The sequence below is a fragment of the Flavobacterium sp. 38-13 genome, from assembly GCF_001899155.1.
GTDB classification, from domain to species: Bacteria; Bacteroidota; Bacteroidia; order Flavobacteriales; family Flavobacteriaceae; genus Flavobacterium; species Flavobacterium lindanitolerans.
Map to the genome: position 1 here is coordinate 102,659 of NZ_MKVG01000016.1, position 18,400 is coordinate 121,058.

At 38.7% G+C, this 18,400-nt stretch carries 12 protein-coding genes; 4 read left to right on the forward strand and 8 right to left on the reverse strand.

Annotation, left to right across the window (positions count from 1 at the left end):
• Positions 1–6 precede the first annotated feature (6 nt).
• From BGO88_RS11005 to BGO88_RS11020, 4 genes are all read right to left on the reverse strand, one after another.
• A complete protein-coding gene (locus tag BGO88_RS11005; RefSeq protein ID WP_286706906.1) occupies positions 7–942 on the reverse strand; it encodes a PorP/SprF family type IX secretion system membrane protein in 936 nt (311 codons plus the stop codon).
• A 15-nt stretch (positions 943–957) separates the two neighbouring features.
• Positions 958–3,597 (reverse strand): T9SS type B sorting domain-containing protein, encoded by a 2,640-nt coding sequence (locus tag BGO88_RS11010; protein WP_286706907.1) that lies wholly within the window; start codon positions 3,595–3,597, stop codon positions 958–960.
• A 94-nt stretch (positions 3,598–3,691) separates the two neighbouring features.
• Positions 3,692–4,798: an ABC transporter permease gene (locus BGO88_RS11015; protein ID WP_286706908.1), complete on the reverse strand. Its 1,107-nt coding sequence runs from the start codon at positions 4,796–4,798 to the stop codon at positions 3,692–3,694.
• Positions 4,799–4,818: 20 nt separating this feature from the next.
• The gene (locus BGO88_RS11020) at positions 4,819–7,059 is read right to left on the reverse strand and encodes a carboxy terminal-processing peptidase (RefSeq protein ID WP_056072210.1); all 2,241 of its coding nucleotides are present in this window, start codon (positions 7,057–7,059) and stop codon (positions 4,819–4,821) included.
• Between the two features lie 260 nt (positions 7,060–7,319).
• On the opposite strand from BGO88_RS11020, the gene surE reads away from it, so the two are divergent.
• The 4 genes from surE (at position 7,320) to BGO88_RS11040 (ending at position 12,290) form a co-directional block, all read left to right on the forward strand.
• Entirely contained in the window at positions 7,320–8,102 is a 783-nt protein-coding gene (gene surE, locus BGO88_RS11025; protein ID WP_286706909.1) for a 5'/3'-nucleotidase SurE, read from the forward strand.
• A 27-nt stretch (positions 8,103–8,129) separates the two neighbouring features.
• Complete coding sequence (gene lpxB / locus BGO88_RS11030) at positions 8,130–9,245, forward strand: lipid-A-disaccharide synthase (RefSeq protein ID WP_286706910.1); 1,116 nt, start codon at positions 8,130–8,132, stop codon at positions 9,243–9,245.
• 282 nt (positions 9,246–9,527) lie between these two features.
• Positions 9,528–10,205 carry a C40 family peptidase gene (locus BGO88_RS11035; RefSeq protein ID WP_286706911.1) on the forward strand — a complete coding sequence of 226 codons (678 nt, stop codon included), beginning with the start codon at positions 9,528–9,530 and terminating at the stop codon, positions 10,203–10,205.
• 36 nt (positions 10,206–10,241) lie between these two features.
• On the forward strand, positions 10,242–12,290 hold the full coding sequence (locus tag BGO88_RS11040; protein WP_286706912.1) for a ComEC/Rec2 family competence protein: 2,049 nt from the start codon (positions 10,242–10,244) through the stop codon (positions 12,288–12,290).
• Here the strand turns inward: BGO88_RS11040 and BGO88_RS11045 are convergent.
• Genes BGO88_RS11045 through BGO88_RS11060 form a run of 4 tightly spaced genes read right to left on the reverse strand, consistent with a single transcriptional unit; the run spans position 12,276 to position 18,394 of the window.
• Positions 12,276–12,737 carry a thioredoxin family protein gene (locus BGO88_RS11045; RefSeq protein WP_056072197.1) on the reverse strand — a complete coding sequence of 154 codons (462 nt, stop codon included), beginning with the start codon at positions 12,735–12,737 and terminating at the stop codon, positions 12,276–12,278. The two genes, BGO88_RS11040 and BGO88_RS11045, sit on opposite strands and share 15 nt — an antisense overlap.
• A gap of 43 nt (positions 12,738–12,780) precedes the next feature.
• Positions 12,781–14,496: a peptide MFS transporter gene (locus BGO88_RS11050; protein WP_056072194.1), complete on the reverse strand. Its 1,716-nt coding sequence runs from the start codon at positions 14,494–14,496 to the stop codon at positions 12,781–12,783.
• A 25-nt stretch (positions 14,497–14,521) separates the two neighbouring features.
• Positions 14,522–16,669: a peptide MFS transporter gene (locus BGO88_RS11055; RefSeq protein WP_286706913.1), complete on the reverse strand. Its 2,148-nt coding sequence runs from the start codon at positions 16,667–16,669 to the stop codon at positions 14,522–14,524.
• 24 nt (positions 16,670–16,693) lie between these two features.
• Entirely contained in the window at positions 16,694–18,394 is a 1,701-nt protein-coding gene (locus BGO88_RS11060; RefSeq protein WP_056072187.1) for a peptide MFS transporter, read from the reverse strand.
• Positions 18,395–18,400 lie beyond the last annotated feature (6 nt).

Here is an 18,400-nt window from a genome sequence, read left to right on the forward strand (position 1 = left end):
CTCATTTTAAAAAAATCTTGGAGATTTATCATATCCTTTTTTCATAAAATTCAGGTCAAATAACAGAAACACTTCATGGGTTCCTGAATTGAATTGCCCTAAATTGGTTGTAGTGTAATCATAGGCATATCCAATTCTTAAATCGGGCGTAACTTTTATATTCACTAAACCACAAATAGCATCATCGAGTCTGTAGGAAGCGCCAAGCTCAAATTTATCATACAGCAAAACATTTGCAGAAACATCAACTACGCCCGGAGCGCCTTTCACTGCTTTGGCCATAAATGATGGTTTTAGTTTCAGGTCCTGGTTAATCTGAAAGACATAACCCCCGGTAAAAAAAACATGGACATTTTCAGAACCAAAACGGTTGATTCCCTGCCGCTCTTCCAGATGTTTCGTATTCAGAAGATTGGGAGCAGACAAACCTATATAATAGTTATCCGTGAAATAGAACACTCCGGCTCCAAGGTTTGGGAAAACGCTGTTGATATTCTGGGCAAAAGCAGGGTCTGTTCCATTCGGACCGCTTTCCAATACAAAACCATTAAAGTTGGTTTCAAAAATAGTCACTCCTGCTTTCAGACCTAAAGAAAGCCTGTGGTTACTATTCAATTGTAATACATAAGCGAAATCGCCAAATATGTTATTTTCTTTCTTGGCACCGTCTCCAATATCATCCGAAATAAAAGAAAGACCGAGTTCAACATTTTTGCTTGCCGGCATGTGCCCAAAAAAGGTAAATGTTTTTGGCGCTCCAACTGCACCAACCCATTGCGTACGGTATAATCCGCCCAAATTAAGCACTCCCGGCGTAGCGGTTGCATAGGCCGGATTCACTACACTTAAATTATACATGTAATGCGTATACTGCGGATCCTGCTGTGCCGTCGCCCTATTTAAAAAGCCTGTAAAAAGTATAAGGAGTAGTATTTTTTTCATCTGGTTCCGATTAAATTACCGATTCAAGTAAAGCCTTCCCTGCTTCGCAGGCTTGTTGCCTTTGTTGAAATTAACGATGTAGAAGTAAACTCCATTTGGGGCTACTCCATCAATTACAGTCGACTGATTACTTCTTCCGTCCCAATCGGGCGTATTGCGGTTTCCTTTATACATCACATTTCCGTAGCGATTGTATATTTCAAGCGTAAAATCAGGAAATAAAAACTCTATGTTTGGAATATTAAACGTGTCATTGATACCGTCCCCATTAGGCGAAAATCCGTCCGGAATCATCAGTTCATATTCATCCTCGCCACAATGAGATAAAGAAACCGTTACCGCCAATGCATTTTCTGAAATACAACTGGAAGTCGCTGAGGAATCAAATCCATAATAGGTCATTCCATCCTGTAAAACCTGCGAATCCGGCAATTGGTTTCCATTGTGTAAGGCATCAAACCAGACTATGGTTCCGGTTCCGTTTACATTGGCCGAAAGATTGGCCAACGTTGGCGCAGGTGAATCCAAACCACAAAAATTCTGTCCGCCAGTTTCTAAAACAGGTGGCGGTAAATCTGTTATTATTACTGCTACAATTGCTTTTTGTGATACGCAGCCAAAAGGAGAAACTGTGGCAACATAATAATTTCCAGACGTCAATACCGTATCACTGCTTAATGGTGAACCACTCTCGCTGGCATACCAAATGTAAGATGTGCCATTTGGAACCAGGTCGGCTACCGTAGCATTTTCGCTTTGGCAAAACTCCATATTATTTACAACCGGAGTTTCAGGGAGCCTGTAAATCGTAAAACTGTCGGTTATGGAAAGATTTCCTGCTCCGCAAGAAGTTTCATTATTGACGATTTCCGAAATCGTAAAAGTTGTTGTTCCGGTATTCAAAAGTTGGTTTGCCGGTATGGTAAACACCGCCGTTCCATTTACCGCTGCTATGGTTACAATTCCGGAAGCCGTATTTGCTCCGGTCAAAGAATAAGTAATCTGGATACTTGTCAGCATCCCAAATCCTGAAAAATTTGCTATGACGGGCTGGCTTTCACAAACATCGTTAATCGTTACCCTTACATTTGAAACGTCAGGTTTTGGCAATATCATAAAAGATTGGGATAATGAGGCCGTGTTTTCACAGAGTGTCTGCAAATTAATGATATGGGTAATAACAATCGTCATATTGCCCGGATTACTGAGCAGACTGGACGGCAAAATAAAAGTCCCTACGCCACCTACAACTGTCATGACCACCTGTTGTGCCGATGCGGTATTGCTTCCGCCCAAATCGTATGTAATCCTGTAATTGCCGTCGGCCAAATTTATATTTCCGGACAGCCTTACCTCAACATCAGATTCCTGGCAGGCATTTTCAATGGTCAATGTTCCGGCATTAATCTTTGGCAATGGATATACGTTCAGAATATCCGAAATATCACCAATGATATGGTCACAGGCATTATATCCGGTAGTTTCGTGAATGTTGACAATGCTTACGGTATAGGCTCCAACAAAAGGAAAAGAAATAGCAGGTATAGGAAAAGTCACCACTCCATTTTCAAACCGGACCAATATAGTGTTACCGGAGGAAATGGGACCCGTAATCTGATATTGCAAATTGTAGTTTCCGTTTGGGATATTTTCCAAACCCTGTGTGAGCGTTGCAACAAAAGTAGCCCTTCCAATTTCATCTTCACAGATATCAGAAGCTATCACCAACGTAGAGCCTGTGAAATCCAATTGTTCTTCGATAATTATTTTGATTGTTGAAGATTTCGGGTTACATACCGGATGTGAGGGTTGTACTGTGTAAGTAAATCCGTATTCTCCGGGACCAAAAGTATTGTATATGTTCTGGACATTAATAAAAGTATCTTCAGGGCTGGACAGTTCTGAAGTACCACCTTCTGACCATTTACCTCCGGGATCCTGCCCAAAAATATAATCCAGCAGATTGAGGTTGGTATATATAGACATATCGTCGGAATCACATAAAATCAGGTCTGATGTTACTCCCGGTTCCGGAGCCGGGTGTACGGTCACATCAACAGTAGCAGAAACAGATGGGCATGATCCAATAGCCGGCATTGTGTAGGTAAATGAAAAAGTTCCCAAACCTGATACTGTAGCATCCAGAAAGTTTCCTCTTAATGCCCCACTTCCGCTGTCATCTCTCCAATAACCGTTCTGTTGCGGATTTGGGAAATTCCCTAAAAACTGGAAAAGATTGACACTATTGTTATCGTCACAGGCAGAAGCATTTGGATTGCTAATTCCTGCGTAACCGCCTATAGTAACTGTAACCGTAGCTACATTATCAGCACAGGAGGCATCATTTACGGTGTATACAAAAACATAGGTATCGCTTTCGTTAATGCCCCAAACATTGAGAATTCCTGTTGAAATGTTGAGACCGCCGGATTGCTGAAGGTCTGTCCATGTTCCTCCGGGTGTGGGTGTCCCGCCAAGCAGATTGAAAAGATTGATGTTTTGATTGGTTGGATCCGGAATATTACATATTGTGATGGATGCATCTTCACCAGCACATTGGGCTTTGGTCAGGTTACAGGATAAGAGAAAAAAAGTAAAAAGGAGTAACTGAAAAAATCCAGCCTTTAGGGGGAGGCAAGTAATTTTTAAGTACATAGCGTTAAGTTTAGTTATAGTAAAAATATACTATTTTTTTTCACTAAGACCTAATAACATGAAAAAACCGATGAACGGTAAGCCCCTAATTCTCTTAATTCCTGACATCCAATGCATCCCGCAATGCATTACCCATCATCATAAAGGCCAGGGTCAGCAACATTATAGCTGTTCCCGGAACCATTGCAAGGTAAGGCTTGTCGAGAATGATATCGCCATAATAATCTTTTATCATGCCTCCCCAACTAGGAACCGGAGGCTGAGCCCCAAGACCCAAAAAGCTAAGTCCGCTTTCGACCAGGATTGCCGAAGCAAAGTTTGCCGCAGAAATGACAATAACCGGAGCCATAATATTAGGAAGTATGTGGTGGATTATTATTCTCCAATTGGTATATCCCAAGGCTTTGGCCGCCGTAACATATTGCATTTCCTTTACAGAAATAATCTGCCCGCGAACGACTCTGGCTACTTCAACCCACATTGTAAGTCCAACTGCTACAAAAACCTGCCAGAATCCTTTTCCAAGGCTTAATGTAATTGCAATAACCAGCAATAAGGTAGGAATCGACCATATTATATTGACGAGCCACATCACAAATGCATCTACTTTTCCACCATAGTACCCTCCCAATGCGCCAAAAAAGAGCCCTACAACAAGAGAGATAAAAACAGCCACGAAACCAATTGCTATGGAAACGCGTGAACCTACCAGCATTCGGCTTAGATAATCCCTTCCGGCTTTATCGGTTCCCAAATAAAATTTTTGGTTTTTTATGTGGTCTTTTGCAGCCTCTTCTAGGCTGTTATATCCCGGGAAATCTTTGAGGGTGGTTTCTTTTTGGATAATGACTTTCGGGTCGTCATTATATAACGTATAAACGATTTTGTCTTTTTCAATTTTAAAATCCGAAATCGGTTCTTTTGAGAATTGCTGTTCGTGTCCCAAAAAGAAATCCCAAAATCCGGATTCTGCCTGTTCTTTTAAAGGAATGGAAAGAATTTTCACTTCAAATCCCGGTTTTTTGGAACGAATAGTCAGATCGCCCCAATTGGCATTTTCTGAATTATCAGGCGCTAAAACATAGGCAAAAATCGAAAGCAGCATGAGCAATAGTATAAACCCTAAACTGAAAACGCCCCAGAAATTCTTTTTGAATTTCCGGAGCGCTATTCCTGTTAATGATTGTGTGGATTTATTCATTCAAATGCCTTTAAGCCAATTTATGACTTCACTAACTTATCTTTCTTTTTAACGTTTACAGTTCCTTTAATAGATGCATTTGGCTGTAAATCATCCAAAACATTTAAAGCTTCTTCTACATAAACATCTTTTGAAAGGCTTTCATGCCAACGATCTCTTTTTTCTTTTAAAAGATTATCGTTCTTTACCATTTCATTTTCGTATGGCAATGAAGTAAATTTCAAGTTGTTTTTATAGTTGGAAATAGCTTTGTATTTTTTTGCCTTTTCTTCAAGCTGAGCCTGTTCCTGTTTGAATTTATCAATATTCAGGCTAAATTCTTTTTCATCCTGTCTTTGTTTAAGCCATTTGGCATTTTCTTCAATCAGTTTGAACTGTTCGCTTTTCTCCATTCTTCTCTTGCTGTTTTCAACGGCAAGGTCAAAATTAGGCTGCTTGTCCCAAACTTTATAATCGGCTGCATCAATTTTGTCCCATGGCATGGCATTGTCAATATCGCGTTCGCCCATCTTGATATACGAATATCGGTCTGGCAAGGCAACATCACTGGAAACTCCATTCAACTGTGTCGAACCACCGTTAATTCTATAGAATTTCTGGGTTGTTGTTTTTAAGGCACCCAAATCTCCCATTGAATTGCTTCTTAAGAACTGGTTCAGGTCAATTACATTCTGTACGGTTCCTTTTCCATAAGTCTGTGTACTTCCAATAATCACACCTCGCTTATAATCCTGAATGGCTGCCGCCAAAATCTCTGATGCCGATGCTGAAAAGCTGTTCACCATAACTACCAATGGTCCGTCCCATTGTACTCTTGAATCCTTATCATACAGAATTTCTTTCTTTTTTCCAGCCGATTTAATCTGAACAATAGGTCCTTTTTCAATAAATAATCCTGCAATATCTACAACGGTTTTCAAAGAACCTCCTCCGTTATCACGAACGTCCATAACAATTCCATCAACTCCGGCCTGTTTTAATCTTTCAACTTCAAGGGCAATATCTTTTCCGGCATCACGACTGTCTGCATTTTCAAAATCGATATAGAATTTAGGAAGATAGATGATTCCGTATTTCTTGCCGTTTTTTTCAACAACGCTTGATTTAGCGTAGGTTTCCTCGATTTCTACCTCATCACGAATAATCGAGATTATTTTGATGGTACCATCTGTTTTTTTAACGGTAAGTCTTACCTCTGTTCCTTTTGGTCCTTTGATTTTCTTAACCACATCGTCAATTCTCATACCTACCACATCAACCGGTTCTTTATCACCTTGAGCTACTTTCAGAACCACATCACCAGGCTCCAATTGTTTTCCTCTCCATGCTGGTCCTCCGGAAATCAATTCTGTGATTTCGGTAAAATCATTCTTCTTTTGCAGACGTGCTCCAATTCCTTCCAATTTACCGCTCATGCTCACATCAAAACGCTCTTTGTCGTCTGGAGCAAAATAAGAAGTATGCGGGTCAAATCGGGTTGCTATCGAATTGATGTATACCGAAAACCAATCATCTCTGTCCAGATCCTTAATAAATCCGAAATATTCATTTAAGGATTTCAACTGGCTTTCTCTGGTTTCTTTTTCAAGAACATCAAAAGGTTTTTTCTCAATTTCCTTTTTCTCTTTTTTCTGTTCTTCTTCCTTTTTAGCTTTTTCTGTAGTTGTCAAATCCGAAAAATCATCATTATCGGCTACATTTTTACCTTCCTGAATTTCCAGTTTATTCGTAAGCGAAGCCAGAGTTGAAAGTTTGATTTGCTTATACCATCTGTCTCTTAACTCATCCGAATTTTTAGCATACGAGTGCTCTGCATAATCAGTATTGAAGGTCTCGTCTTTTTTGTAATCAAAAGGCTTTGCCAAAATATCTTTGTAATATTTTTTGCTCTCTTCAATTCTTTGAAGTAAACGATTGTATGTCAAATCAAAAAACGTAAGGTCTCTGGCCAAAATCTGGTCGTCAAGCTTAGTTTCATATTTTGAAAACTCATCAATATCCGACTGAAGGAAAAATCTTTTGGAAGGATCTATCGCCTCCAAATAATCTTTGTATACTCCTTTTGAAAAGGTATCATCAATTTTTGCAGGATCATAATGTCCGCGTTCAATGACAAATGTCAAAAGCTCAATAAGCAATCTATCTTTCTCGGGATCATTTTTTACTTCTCTTGGAACGAAACTCCATAAGGCTGCAGAAAGTGCAACTACAACCAGTACTATCTTATAATTTCTTTTCATAAACTCCATTATAGCATTCATCAAATTTTGTTCTAAATTACTGAAAAAATTATGCCACGGTTTCTTAAACCGCATAATTTTTTGTTAAAGATGATTTTGATTGAGAGATAAGGTTAAATCATTGCAGGTAATGACATTTTTATAAGATTCAAAGTTATACAATTTTGTAACATTGAAAAACTTTAAAAAAAGTTATTTTTGTAATCTGTGTTATCGTTTTTAAGGCAAAATTCCACAGCAAGACAAATACATTCCATCCCGTTTAGAGACAAAAATTATCCATGAAAAAGAAACCTTTGATTTTAGTTACCAATGACGACGGGATTTCGGCTCCCGGAATCCGCGCTCTGATTAGCGTAATGAAAGAAATTGGCGAAGTTGTTGTCGTAGCACCAGACAGTCCACAGTCAGGAACCGGCCATGCCATTACCATTAACAGCACCTTATACCTTAACAAGATTAGCCACGGAGATGTAACTCCGGTTGAATACTCCTGCTCCGGAACTCCGGTTGATTGTGTGAAATTTGCCGTAAATGAAGTATTGGGAAGAAAGCCCGACCTTTGCGTTTCAGGAATTAATCACGGCTCGAATTCTTCCATAAACGTAATTTACTCCGGAACCATGAGTGCCGCTGTTGAAGCAGGGATTGAAGGGATTCCTGCCATTGGATTTTCTTTATTGGATTATGACTGGAATGCCGATTTCGAACCGGTTAAAAAGTTTGTCAAAAAAATTGCAATGGAAGTACTGGAAAACGGACTGCCGGAAGGTGTAATCCTGAATGTCAATTTCCCGAAATTATCTGAAAAAGATATTAAGGGTATCAAGGTATGCCGACAGGCCAAGGCTATGTGGTCTGAGAAATTCGACAAAAGGACATCACCAATGGGACGTGATTATTACTGGCTAACCGGAAAGTTTGTCAATCAGGACAATGGCGAAGATACTGATGAATGGGCTCTGAAACATGGCTATATTTCTTTGGTTCCGGTTCAGTTTGACCTGACAGCCCATCATGCCATACAGAACCTGAACAGCTGGAAACTAAATGACAATAGTTGATTATATCAATTAAAATTGCCCAAAAATATGAAGTACTATATTATTGCCGGAGAAGCTTCAGGCGACCTGCATGGTTCCAACCTGATGAAAGCCATTTTCAAAAAAGACCCTCAAGCCGAAATACGGTTTTGGGGCGGCGACCTGATGCAGGAAGCCGGCGGCACTTTAGTAAAGCATTACCGCGATTTGGCTTTCATGGGATTTGCAGAAGTAGTCATGAACCTCAAAACCATACTTAATAACATTAAATTATGTAAGGCCGATATACAGGAATTCAAGCCGGACGCTATCATTTTTATTGATTATCCGGGATTCAACATGAGGATAGCCAAATGGGCAAAAGAAATAGGAATACCAACCCATTATTATATTTCCCCACAGATTTGGGCCTGGAAAGAAAATCGTATCAAAGCCATCAAACGCGATGTCGATTTTATGTATGTGATTCTTCCGTTTGAAAAAGATTTCTACGAAAAGAAACACCATTTCCCTGTAGAATTTGTTGGCCATCCACTAATTGATGCCATTCACAACAGAGAACATATCGATGAAGATTCCTTTAGAAAAGAATTTGATTTGGATGACAAGCCTGTCATTGCACTGCTACCGGGAAGCCGAAAACAGGAGATTTCAAAAATGCTTTCCGAAATGCTTGCTGTTGTAAAAGACTTTCCGGCCTATCAATTTGTGATTGCCGGTGCTCCAAGCCAGGAATTTGCTTTTTATCAGCAATTTTTAAAAGACCAAAATGTACATTTTATCTCCAACCGAACTTATGATTTGCTGAGCATAGCTTCTGCGGCTTTGGTTACTTCCGGAACGGCTACGTTAGAAACGGCATTATTTAAGGTTCCGGAAGTTGTCTGTTACAAAGGAAACTGGATTTCCTATCAGATTGCCAAGCGAATTATCACTTTAAAATACATTTCGCTGGTGAATCTTATTATGGATAAAGAAGTGGTAACCGAATTAATACAGGGGGAATGCAATCCGAAAAGAATCAGGAAAGAGCTGCATAAAATTTTAGAAACCAGCCAAAGGGAAAAGCTTTTGCAGGATTATGAAATTCTTGAAAAAAAGCTCGGAGGCATTGGCGCAAGCGAGAAAACAGCGCGTTTGATTGTTGATAAGCTTAAAAAATAACACTTATTTAACACCAAAAATAATCCGCTAGAATTCAAACTATTACAATCCGTAAAATCTTTTAAAAAATTAGTTATCAACAATTTCTTGAAAAGATTTTTGCTGGTTTTATGAATTTTACATTATATTTGGAATCTGTTATATAATAATCAGGTTATTAACTCGTTGTATATCTAAACATATAGCATTTGAAAAACGAATAATTCTACGGAATTTTTATTAATAAATCTAAAGCAAATTCGCCCCTAAGTTTTTGTTTTTGCTGAAAAATAAAAAATAAATATGTCTGCAAAAAAAATCTTTTTACTGTTCTTACCACTATTTTTATTGGTATCGACCTCAGGCCACTCGCAAATTATTACCACTAAAAAAGAAGCTCTTAAAAAAGGAGTTTACGAAAAACCTGTAGAAAAGAAAACTACTGTTGCTGCAGATAAACCTGCTCCGGCTCCCGTTGCTGTTGCAGACAAAGCAAAAGCTACAAAAAATACCAAAACGGTTAAAAATAAAAAAAATGTAATTGTAGAACAGGAAGACCCGGAACTTATCGCATCTGTGGCTCCAACTGAAAGTTACATTTCTCTTCAATTAATCAATAACGCAATGAATTTCCTGGGTGTAAGATACCGTGGAGGCGGAACTACTACTGCCGGTATGGATTGTTCAGGAATGGTTACTGCTGTTTTTAATCTTTTTGACATCAAATTGCCTAGAAGTTCGCATGACATGGCTTTGATTGGTGAAAAAGTTGACACGAACGATATCAAAAAAGGAGACCTGATTTTCTTCAGAACCAATGGAAGAAGAGTTATCAACCACGTAGGTGTTGTTATCGAAAAAATTGGTGATGAAATAAAATTCATCCACTCTTCAACTAGTAAAGGTGTCGTGGTTTCATCCACAAGTGAGCCTTACTACAAAAGAACATTTGCTCAGGTAAACAGAATCATCCAGCAATAATTTCACTTTTTGTTATATTTTCGGTATTTTCGGTTTATGAAAATATTGAAATTCCCGTTAGCTAGAATTACCATCTGGTTTGTTCTAGGAGTACTCGCCGCATTTTATTTTGAACCGATTCCACTACTCTCCCTGATTCTTTGCGGAGTCAGTATCCTCCTTTTTGGAACGGCCTTTTATTTTTCCGGAAAAGACTTTATCCAGAAGTCCTATTTTGGCTACGCAACCTATTTCGTTTTTTTCTGTATTGGAATTACTACCCATGCTATACATAATGAAAGGCTTTCCAAATATCATTATGGGCATAAATTAGACGGACATACACATTCCGTAGAGGTAGTCCTTCTTGAAAAACTCAGGAGCAATCCCTACAACCACCGTTATATTGCTAAAGTTACCGCAATCGATTCGGCAATAGCCGAAGGCAAAATTGTGCTTCAGGTCAAAAAAGAAAATCTGCCACAGGATTTTCCTGTAGGAACAAGGCTTTTGATTACAGGAACCATCTACGAACCCCAGGCACCTGGAAATCCACACCAATTTGACTATAAAAAGTATTTGGCATTTAAATCTGTTTATGGGCAAATGTATGCTGATGTATCCACAATACAAATAAGCCCGAAAAAAGAAAAAAACATTTGGTATTATGCTGCAGATTTTCGAAATACCATTATCAAAAACCTTAAAGATTCCGGATTTAGAAACGAAGAGCTTAACGTAGCCGTAGCCTTAATTTTAGGGCAGCAACAGGACATTTCTCCGGAACTGATGAAAGATTATCAGTTTGCCGGTGCCGTGCATATCTTGTCGGTGTCCGGACTTCATGTAGGATGTCTGATGCTTTTTATCGGGTTTCTTCTCAGTCCTTTACCCAAAACCAAAACAGGAAATATTCTAAGACTTGCTATTCTCTTGTCTTTTCTTTGGATTTTTGCCTTGATAGCCAACTTTTCACCATCGGTTACGCGTTCTGTGGTTATGTTCAGCTTTGTTGCCATAGGGAAATATGCCCGGCGTAAAACCAACATTTACCATACACTTTTGGTTTCTGTTTTTATGATACTGCTGTTTGAACCCTCCTTTATCTTTGACGTAGGATTTCAGCTTAGTTATAGTGCCCTGTTTTTTATTGTATGGTTACAGCCATTGTTAAGTTCCTTGTGGCAACCTAAAAATAAAATCGGAAAGTATTTTTGGGACATACTTACCGTTTCGTTGGCAGCCCAGATGGGTACTTTCCCGCTAAGCCTTTATTATTTCCATCAATTCCCCGGACTGTTCTTTATAACTAACCTTCTTATTCTTCCCTTATTGGGAATTATAATGGCTCTGGGCGTTTTTGTGATGTTGTGGGCTTCTTTTAGCAGTGTACCGTCCTATCTTGTCAAATGCCTGGAATGGAGCCTTTATATCCTGAATAAGATAATTAGTAAGGTTGCTTCTTTTGAATCTTTCGTGTTTCAGGACATTCCTTTCAATTGGCAAATGCTGGTAACGTGCTACCTGTTTTTGTTTACCGCTGTTTTTTGGCTCAAAAAACCAAATTTCAAAAAACTTGCCTTTGCACTGGCGAGTATAATTTTGTTTCAACTGGCTTATCTGGGAAATAGATACTTTACAAAAAACCATGAAGAACTGATAGTATTTAATGCCAAAAGGAATACGATTATTGCCCGAAAAAAAGGAGAGCAACTAAGCGTTTTTAGCCATCAGGAATTATCGGAACAAACAATAAACTTCATCCTGAAACCTTATCTGGTTGGAAGTTTTAGCCGGATTGCTTCAACTGAAAAAATTGGGAATTTAATGTATTTCAATCAGAATAAAATTTTGGTCATTGACAGCCTTGGCGTTTTTCCTAAAAGCCAGCGGCCTGATATTATTATCCTGTCACAATCGCCAAAAATAAACCTTGAAAGGACTATACAAGATGCAAAGCCAAAAATGGTTATTGCAGATGCTTCCAATTACCGGACTGATGTGGAAAGATGGAAAAGAACATGCGTAAAAGAAAAAATCCCTTTTCACTCAACTGTTGAAAAGGGATTTTATAGTTTATCTAAAAATGATTTAGACTTTAATTAGCGGTAAAAGCTGCTCAGGAGTATGGTATCCTACAATAGGGCTCTTTACTTCTCCTTTGCTGTCAAAAATATACATTGAAGGATAACCTTGTACTTTCAGGAACATTGTAAAATCGTGAACTGCATTACGTCCTTTCCTGGTAGCATCGTATTTTGGGTTTGTATATTTTTTCCCTTTGTAATTCACTTCAGAATCGCCTTCTGCATTAAATTTCACAGCATAGTAGTTAGCATTGATATAATCTGCTACTTCTTTTGCCTGAAAAGTATTCTTATCTAACATTTTGCATGGTCCGCACCAATCTGTGTATACGTCCATAAAAATTGGTTTTGCTTTTTTCTTCTGTGCTGCCAAAGCCTGGTCTAATGTCATCCATTTGACTTCCTGAGCTTGAACTGCGGCCATAGAGCCTACAGCTAAAAATAGTGCTAAAAGTAATTTTTTCATTTTTTTATAGTTTTTAAATATTGGATTCAAAAATAGTGCCGTTTTAAGCGACGTTATTCTCTTTCATAACCTTGTTCAACCATTTCAGCATCAATAGCAATACAATAGCCGCCGCCAAAACCAATCCAAAGTTAAGGAAGAAGAAGTTTTCTTTTTGTGGCATTTCTTCCCAAAGAGAAGATAACATTCCTGAAAGTTTGTTTCCAACAGAAATAGCCAGGAAGAATCCACCCATCATCAGAGCAGTAATCCTTGGAGGCGATAATTTAGATACCAAAGAAAGCCCCATTGGCGATAAACACAACTCACCTATCGTGATTACACCATAAGAAGCGATTAGCCACCAGGAACTTGCTTTCATAGTCAGGTCGTTCGTTGCAAAAACAGCCCCTACCATTACCAAAGCTGATAAGGCAGTAATTACCAAACCGATAAAGATTTTTGTAGGTGTGCTCGGTTCTTTCTTTCTTCTTCTCAACCAGCTGAATACTCCTACCACCAATGGTGTCAAAACCACTACCCAGAATGGGTTGATAGACTGATAAAGTTCTGTTGAGTATAATTTTAAGTTTGTTCCTTTTGCCGGAATCTGGTCGCCAGGCAAAGTTGCAAAGTATTTTCTTGATTTTTCCAGCTGTCCTATTTCGCTTGAATATTTTCCTTTTGCAACAATTTCTTCTTTAGAAACTGCAGGCATTGCTGCTTCTTTAGCACGCATTTCTTCGATTGTCTTATCAAATGTAGCCTGGTCTGCAGAAACGATATCGTTGTTTACAACCACCTGAGCCATCCCTAATTTATCCGCTACATTAGAAACTGCAGTTGGCATATTTCTGTCTGTATGGTCTTCTGCCCAAACTGTTAAAGCATCACCGTTTTGGTGGAAGATGGCGAAGAATAAGATAACGCAGGTAAATACAGCCAAAAGAGCCTTAATTGCTCTGCTTTCTTTAGCTTCTGCTTTAAACGCCAAGTAAATAAAGAATCCTATTACCGGAATACATCCAATGATGAAGGCATCATTCGTATCAGAACCCAGGAAGTTGCCTGGTATCATGTATCCGATTATACCAAAAATAAACATTGGAAGAACTGTCAATCCCAAGATTTTTCCTGTTGACATATCGCCTTCTTTTACCGGCTTGATTACGTCAACATGTTTAATGTGTTTTGTTCCGATTAAGAATACAACTACTCCAATCAACATTCCTACTCCGGCAGCAGCGAAAGCATGCCCCCATCCGTAGTTGATTCTCATGTAGGCTGCAACGAAATTACAGATAAATGCTCCTACGTTAATCCCCATGTAAAAGATGTTGTATCCGGCATCTTTTTTATCTTTCATATCATCACCACTGTAAAGGTTTCCTACAAGCGTAGAGATATTCGGTTTAAAGAATCCGTTTCCTAAAATAATACAGAATAACGCAACATAGAAAGTTGTTATACTATGGATTGACAGCAAAAAGTAACCTGCAGCCATCATCAATCCTCCCATGATGATTGACCTTCTGTATCCTAAAACTCTGTCAGCAAGCAATCCGCCAATAAAAGGAGTTAAGTACACCAGACCCAGATATGTTCCATAAATGTCGGATTTTTTAGCAGGGTCAAATCCCATACCTCCGTTGTTCCATCCGTCAAGCATGTAGAGGGAGAATATCCCGAGCATCAAATAATATCCAAATCTTTCCCACATTTCTGTGCCAAAGAGGTACCAAAGTCCTTTAGGGTGTGATCGCTTTACTGTTGTTTCCATTTATTATAGTTTAAGGTTAGTGTTATTATCTTACTCCGTGCATTAATTTTTTCAGCATAGGATTTAGTGCTACTACAATCAATCCTGCTACAATAGGAACTATCGTAAAAATCAGGAAGAACGTACTCATGTCATACTCTTTAGTAATGCCTTCAATCATTCCTCCCAGTGAACCTGCCAGTTTATTCCCAATTGCAATCGCAAGATACCACATCCCGAACATAAATGCAATCATTCTTGAAGGCACCAGTTTACTCACATAGGAAAGGCCAACCGGTGACAGGCATAATTCTCCCCAGGTATGGAAAAGATAGGCCAATATAAGCCAAATCATGCTTACTCTTACCGCACCTGCCTCAGCTCCGGAAGGAATAACTCTTGCTCCATAAGCCAAAATCGCAAATCCTAAGCCCATGATGATTAGACCCAGTCCGTATTTTACGGCAGCACTTGGGTTGTATTTGCTGTCCCACCATTTAGAGAACATTGACGCAAAAGCAATAATAAAAAAGGAATTCAGAATGCTAAACCATGAAGCCGTAACTTCCACCTGGTTTTCTTTTAGCTGAACCACTTCTGCTTTTATAATCTGCGAATCTTTTGTTGCTTTTTTATAATCATCCCTGATTTTAGTTTCAAGGCCTTTTGTCAGGTATACAAAATTTCCTATTTCGCTATGCAATGCCACCTTATCATTTACTTTCAACACTTCCTGACTGGAAATAGTGACCGTTTGGTCAACTACAACATCTGTTGGTTTTAAAACCGTAGTCTCTGTAACTGCATTGAAATCAAAAACAAGGTCTCCATTTTCATCAACCGCCTGTTTTTTCGTCTTTTTGTCTATCTGGGCCGTTTTGATAGCCTGGTATTTCAGTTCGTAGGCTTTTGAATTATAATCATTATTCAGCATCCAGACCACAATCCCCCAAACCCCTAAAAAACTCAATGCCAATATAATGTTTGAAGTCGCTATTTTTTTAGCAGTTTGCCTAAACAACAGAAACAATACCCATGAAATTAACGCAAGCGGTATAATAGTAAGAAGCGTATTGATAATATTAAAAACAATAGCCTGATTCCCCATTAAAGTTCTGTCTGTAAAATCTCTGGCAAAAAGGATAAGTGACGTTGCTCCCTGTTCAAAAGACAGCCAAAAGAAAACCGTAAAGAAAGCAAAAACAATTACGGCAATCATTCTGTCTCGTACCACTTTTGTATAACGTGAAATTCTTGAAATAACCAAAAATAAAAACAGTACCAAACCGATAATCGTGATTACGAGCGCACCAGGCAAAACCTCTTTTGACACCAAAAATTCCTGAGGTAATAAATGGATATTTCCAATTTTTGAAGCCGGATCATCAATTAAATACAGTAATCCAATTATAGAAGTTATAACAATCAGCACCTTGTCAAGCATTGTAAACGGATTGCGCTTGTCTTCCGGTTTTACTTCTGCTTTTGGTTCTGTGATATCAATTTGTCCATCAGGTGAAATTGCTTCAACGACCTTATCTCTTTTAGGCACATCACCAATGGTACCGAACAAAGGTTTTGCCAACCAGAACTGCAAAGAACCAAGAAGCATAAAGATTCCGGCCAAACCAAAGCCCCAACTCCATCCTATTTTTTCTCCCAAATAACCGCAAAGCATCATTCCGAAGAAAGCACCCGCATTAACTCCCATATAGAAAATAGTATAAGCCCCGTCCTTTTTCTCTGGCAGGTCTTTATACATTTCAGAAATAATCGACACTATATTCGGTTTAAAAAAACCGGTACCAATTACCAGTAATCCCAACCCAAAGTACATGGAAAATTCTGTTTCAAACGCCATGGAAGCATGTCCTAAAGTCATAATCAGCGCACCAATAACCACTGCCCAACGGTAGCCTGTAAATTTATCGGCAATAATCCCTCCAACTATCGGGGTCAAATATAAAAGTCCGGCATAGGTTCCAAATAAGGCACCGGCATTTTCTGACGACCATTCCCAACCCGGATTAGTACCGATAGCCGCCATGGTCAGGAAGTTAATTAACAAAACTCTCATTCCGTAGAAAGAGAATCGTTCCCACATTTCGGTAAAAAACAATACAAATAACCCTGATGGATGGCCTAAAACTTTTGATTTGAAAAAATCGTTGTTAGTGGATGTGATTTCTGACATTTATTAATTTTTATTCTATTATTCTTAAGCAACCTTAGCGTCTGCCATTAATTTTTTCAATAGCGGGGATATCAATAGCAGGACAATTCCAGCTCCTACAGCCACATAACCGATACTTGCATAACCATTCGTATATTGAACCAATTTATCAACATTGGTTGGGTTCTCTATTGAAGTATCTACTTTAGCCAAAGCCGAACCGATTAATCCTGCACCATATTGACCGTATGCACTTGCCAAAAACCATGTTCCCATCATAACACCGTGCAATCTGCCCGGAGTTAATTTTGTTATCATTGACAAACCAATTGGAGAAAGGCAAAGCTCTCCCAATGTTATTACAAGATAGGCTCCTACAAACATCCAAAGCGGAGTTAGTCCTGTTGGGGTAGCAAAAAACTTGCTCGCAAAAAACACTAAAAATCCTAATCCTAAGAATACAAATCCTAATCCAAATTTGACAACTGTATTGGGTTCCGCCTTTTTCTTGCTAAGGAAAATCCAGAACATCCCTATAATTGGTGCAATCAAAACAACCCAAAGTGCATTAACCGAGTTGTTAACCTGCGTCATGTTGAAACCTTTGTTGTCGACATTACCATTGGCAAAAAAGTTTAATGAGCCACCGCCCTGCTCAAAGAATGACCAGAACAAAACAGAGAATAAAATCAAAATGATGGCTACAGCCATTTTTCCAAATTCTTCTTTGGTTACATCAAATAGAGTCTTGATTAAATAGAGCAGAATCAGAACGGCAATAGTAATCATAAACACATCACTGAACTGTACTAAGTTTGGAGCTGTTGTTCCATCTGCTTTTACTATTTCTCCGAGCATAAAAGTCAAATCCACATCAAAAGGAAAATATACCAGCACAAAGAAGAAAGGTATAAATAACAGGGAACCTATGTAAACCAAAAGATTTTTACTGATGCCAAACTTTTTTTCCTGTAATTTTTCCGGTTCAGGCGGTAAACCGATTGGACCTAATGATTTTTGCGTGAAAACAAACAAAATCAGTCCGCAAATCATACAAACTCCCGCCAATGCAAAACCTAGAGACCAGCTTACAGAAGTACCTATGTAAGCAATGGTCAAACCGCTTAATAATGCCCCAATATTGATTCCTGAATAGAATAATGAAAACCCTGCATCTCTTCGGGAGTCGTCTTTCCTGTATAGCGAACCGACCATTGTGGATATGTTGGGCTTAAAGAAACCATTCCCGACAATCAGAATACTAATTCCTAAATAAAAAGGAAATGCACCCGGAACAGCCATAATAAAAGTTCCGATTGCCATCAATATACCACCCCAGAAAACTGATTTTCTAAATCCAAAAATTTTGTCGGCAAACAATCCTCCAACAAATGCCATTGCATAGATAAAAGCCTGGATTAGTCCGTATTGCTTATTCGATTTGCTTTCCGCATCATCTTTAACCTTTTGCTGGGAAGTTTCTATGTAGTATCTGGGATGACTTTTGTCTAAGACTTCTTTGTTTTTTTCCAGAAACTCGGTTTTCTTCGCTTCTAATTCTGCAGGAGCTAAAGGCTTATAATCAGCAGAAAGTACCAGATGGGAAATATACAAAGCTAAAAGCGCCCTCATTCCGTAAAACGTAAACCGCTCCCACATTTCTACTAAAAACAGATACCATAATTGTTTTGGATATTTTCCTTTGAAATTTTGAATTTCTTCTAATGTAGGGGTTGTTGTATTCATCTGAGT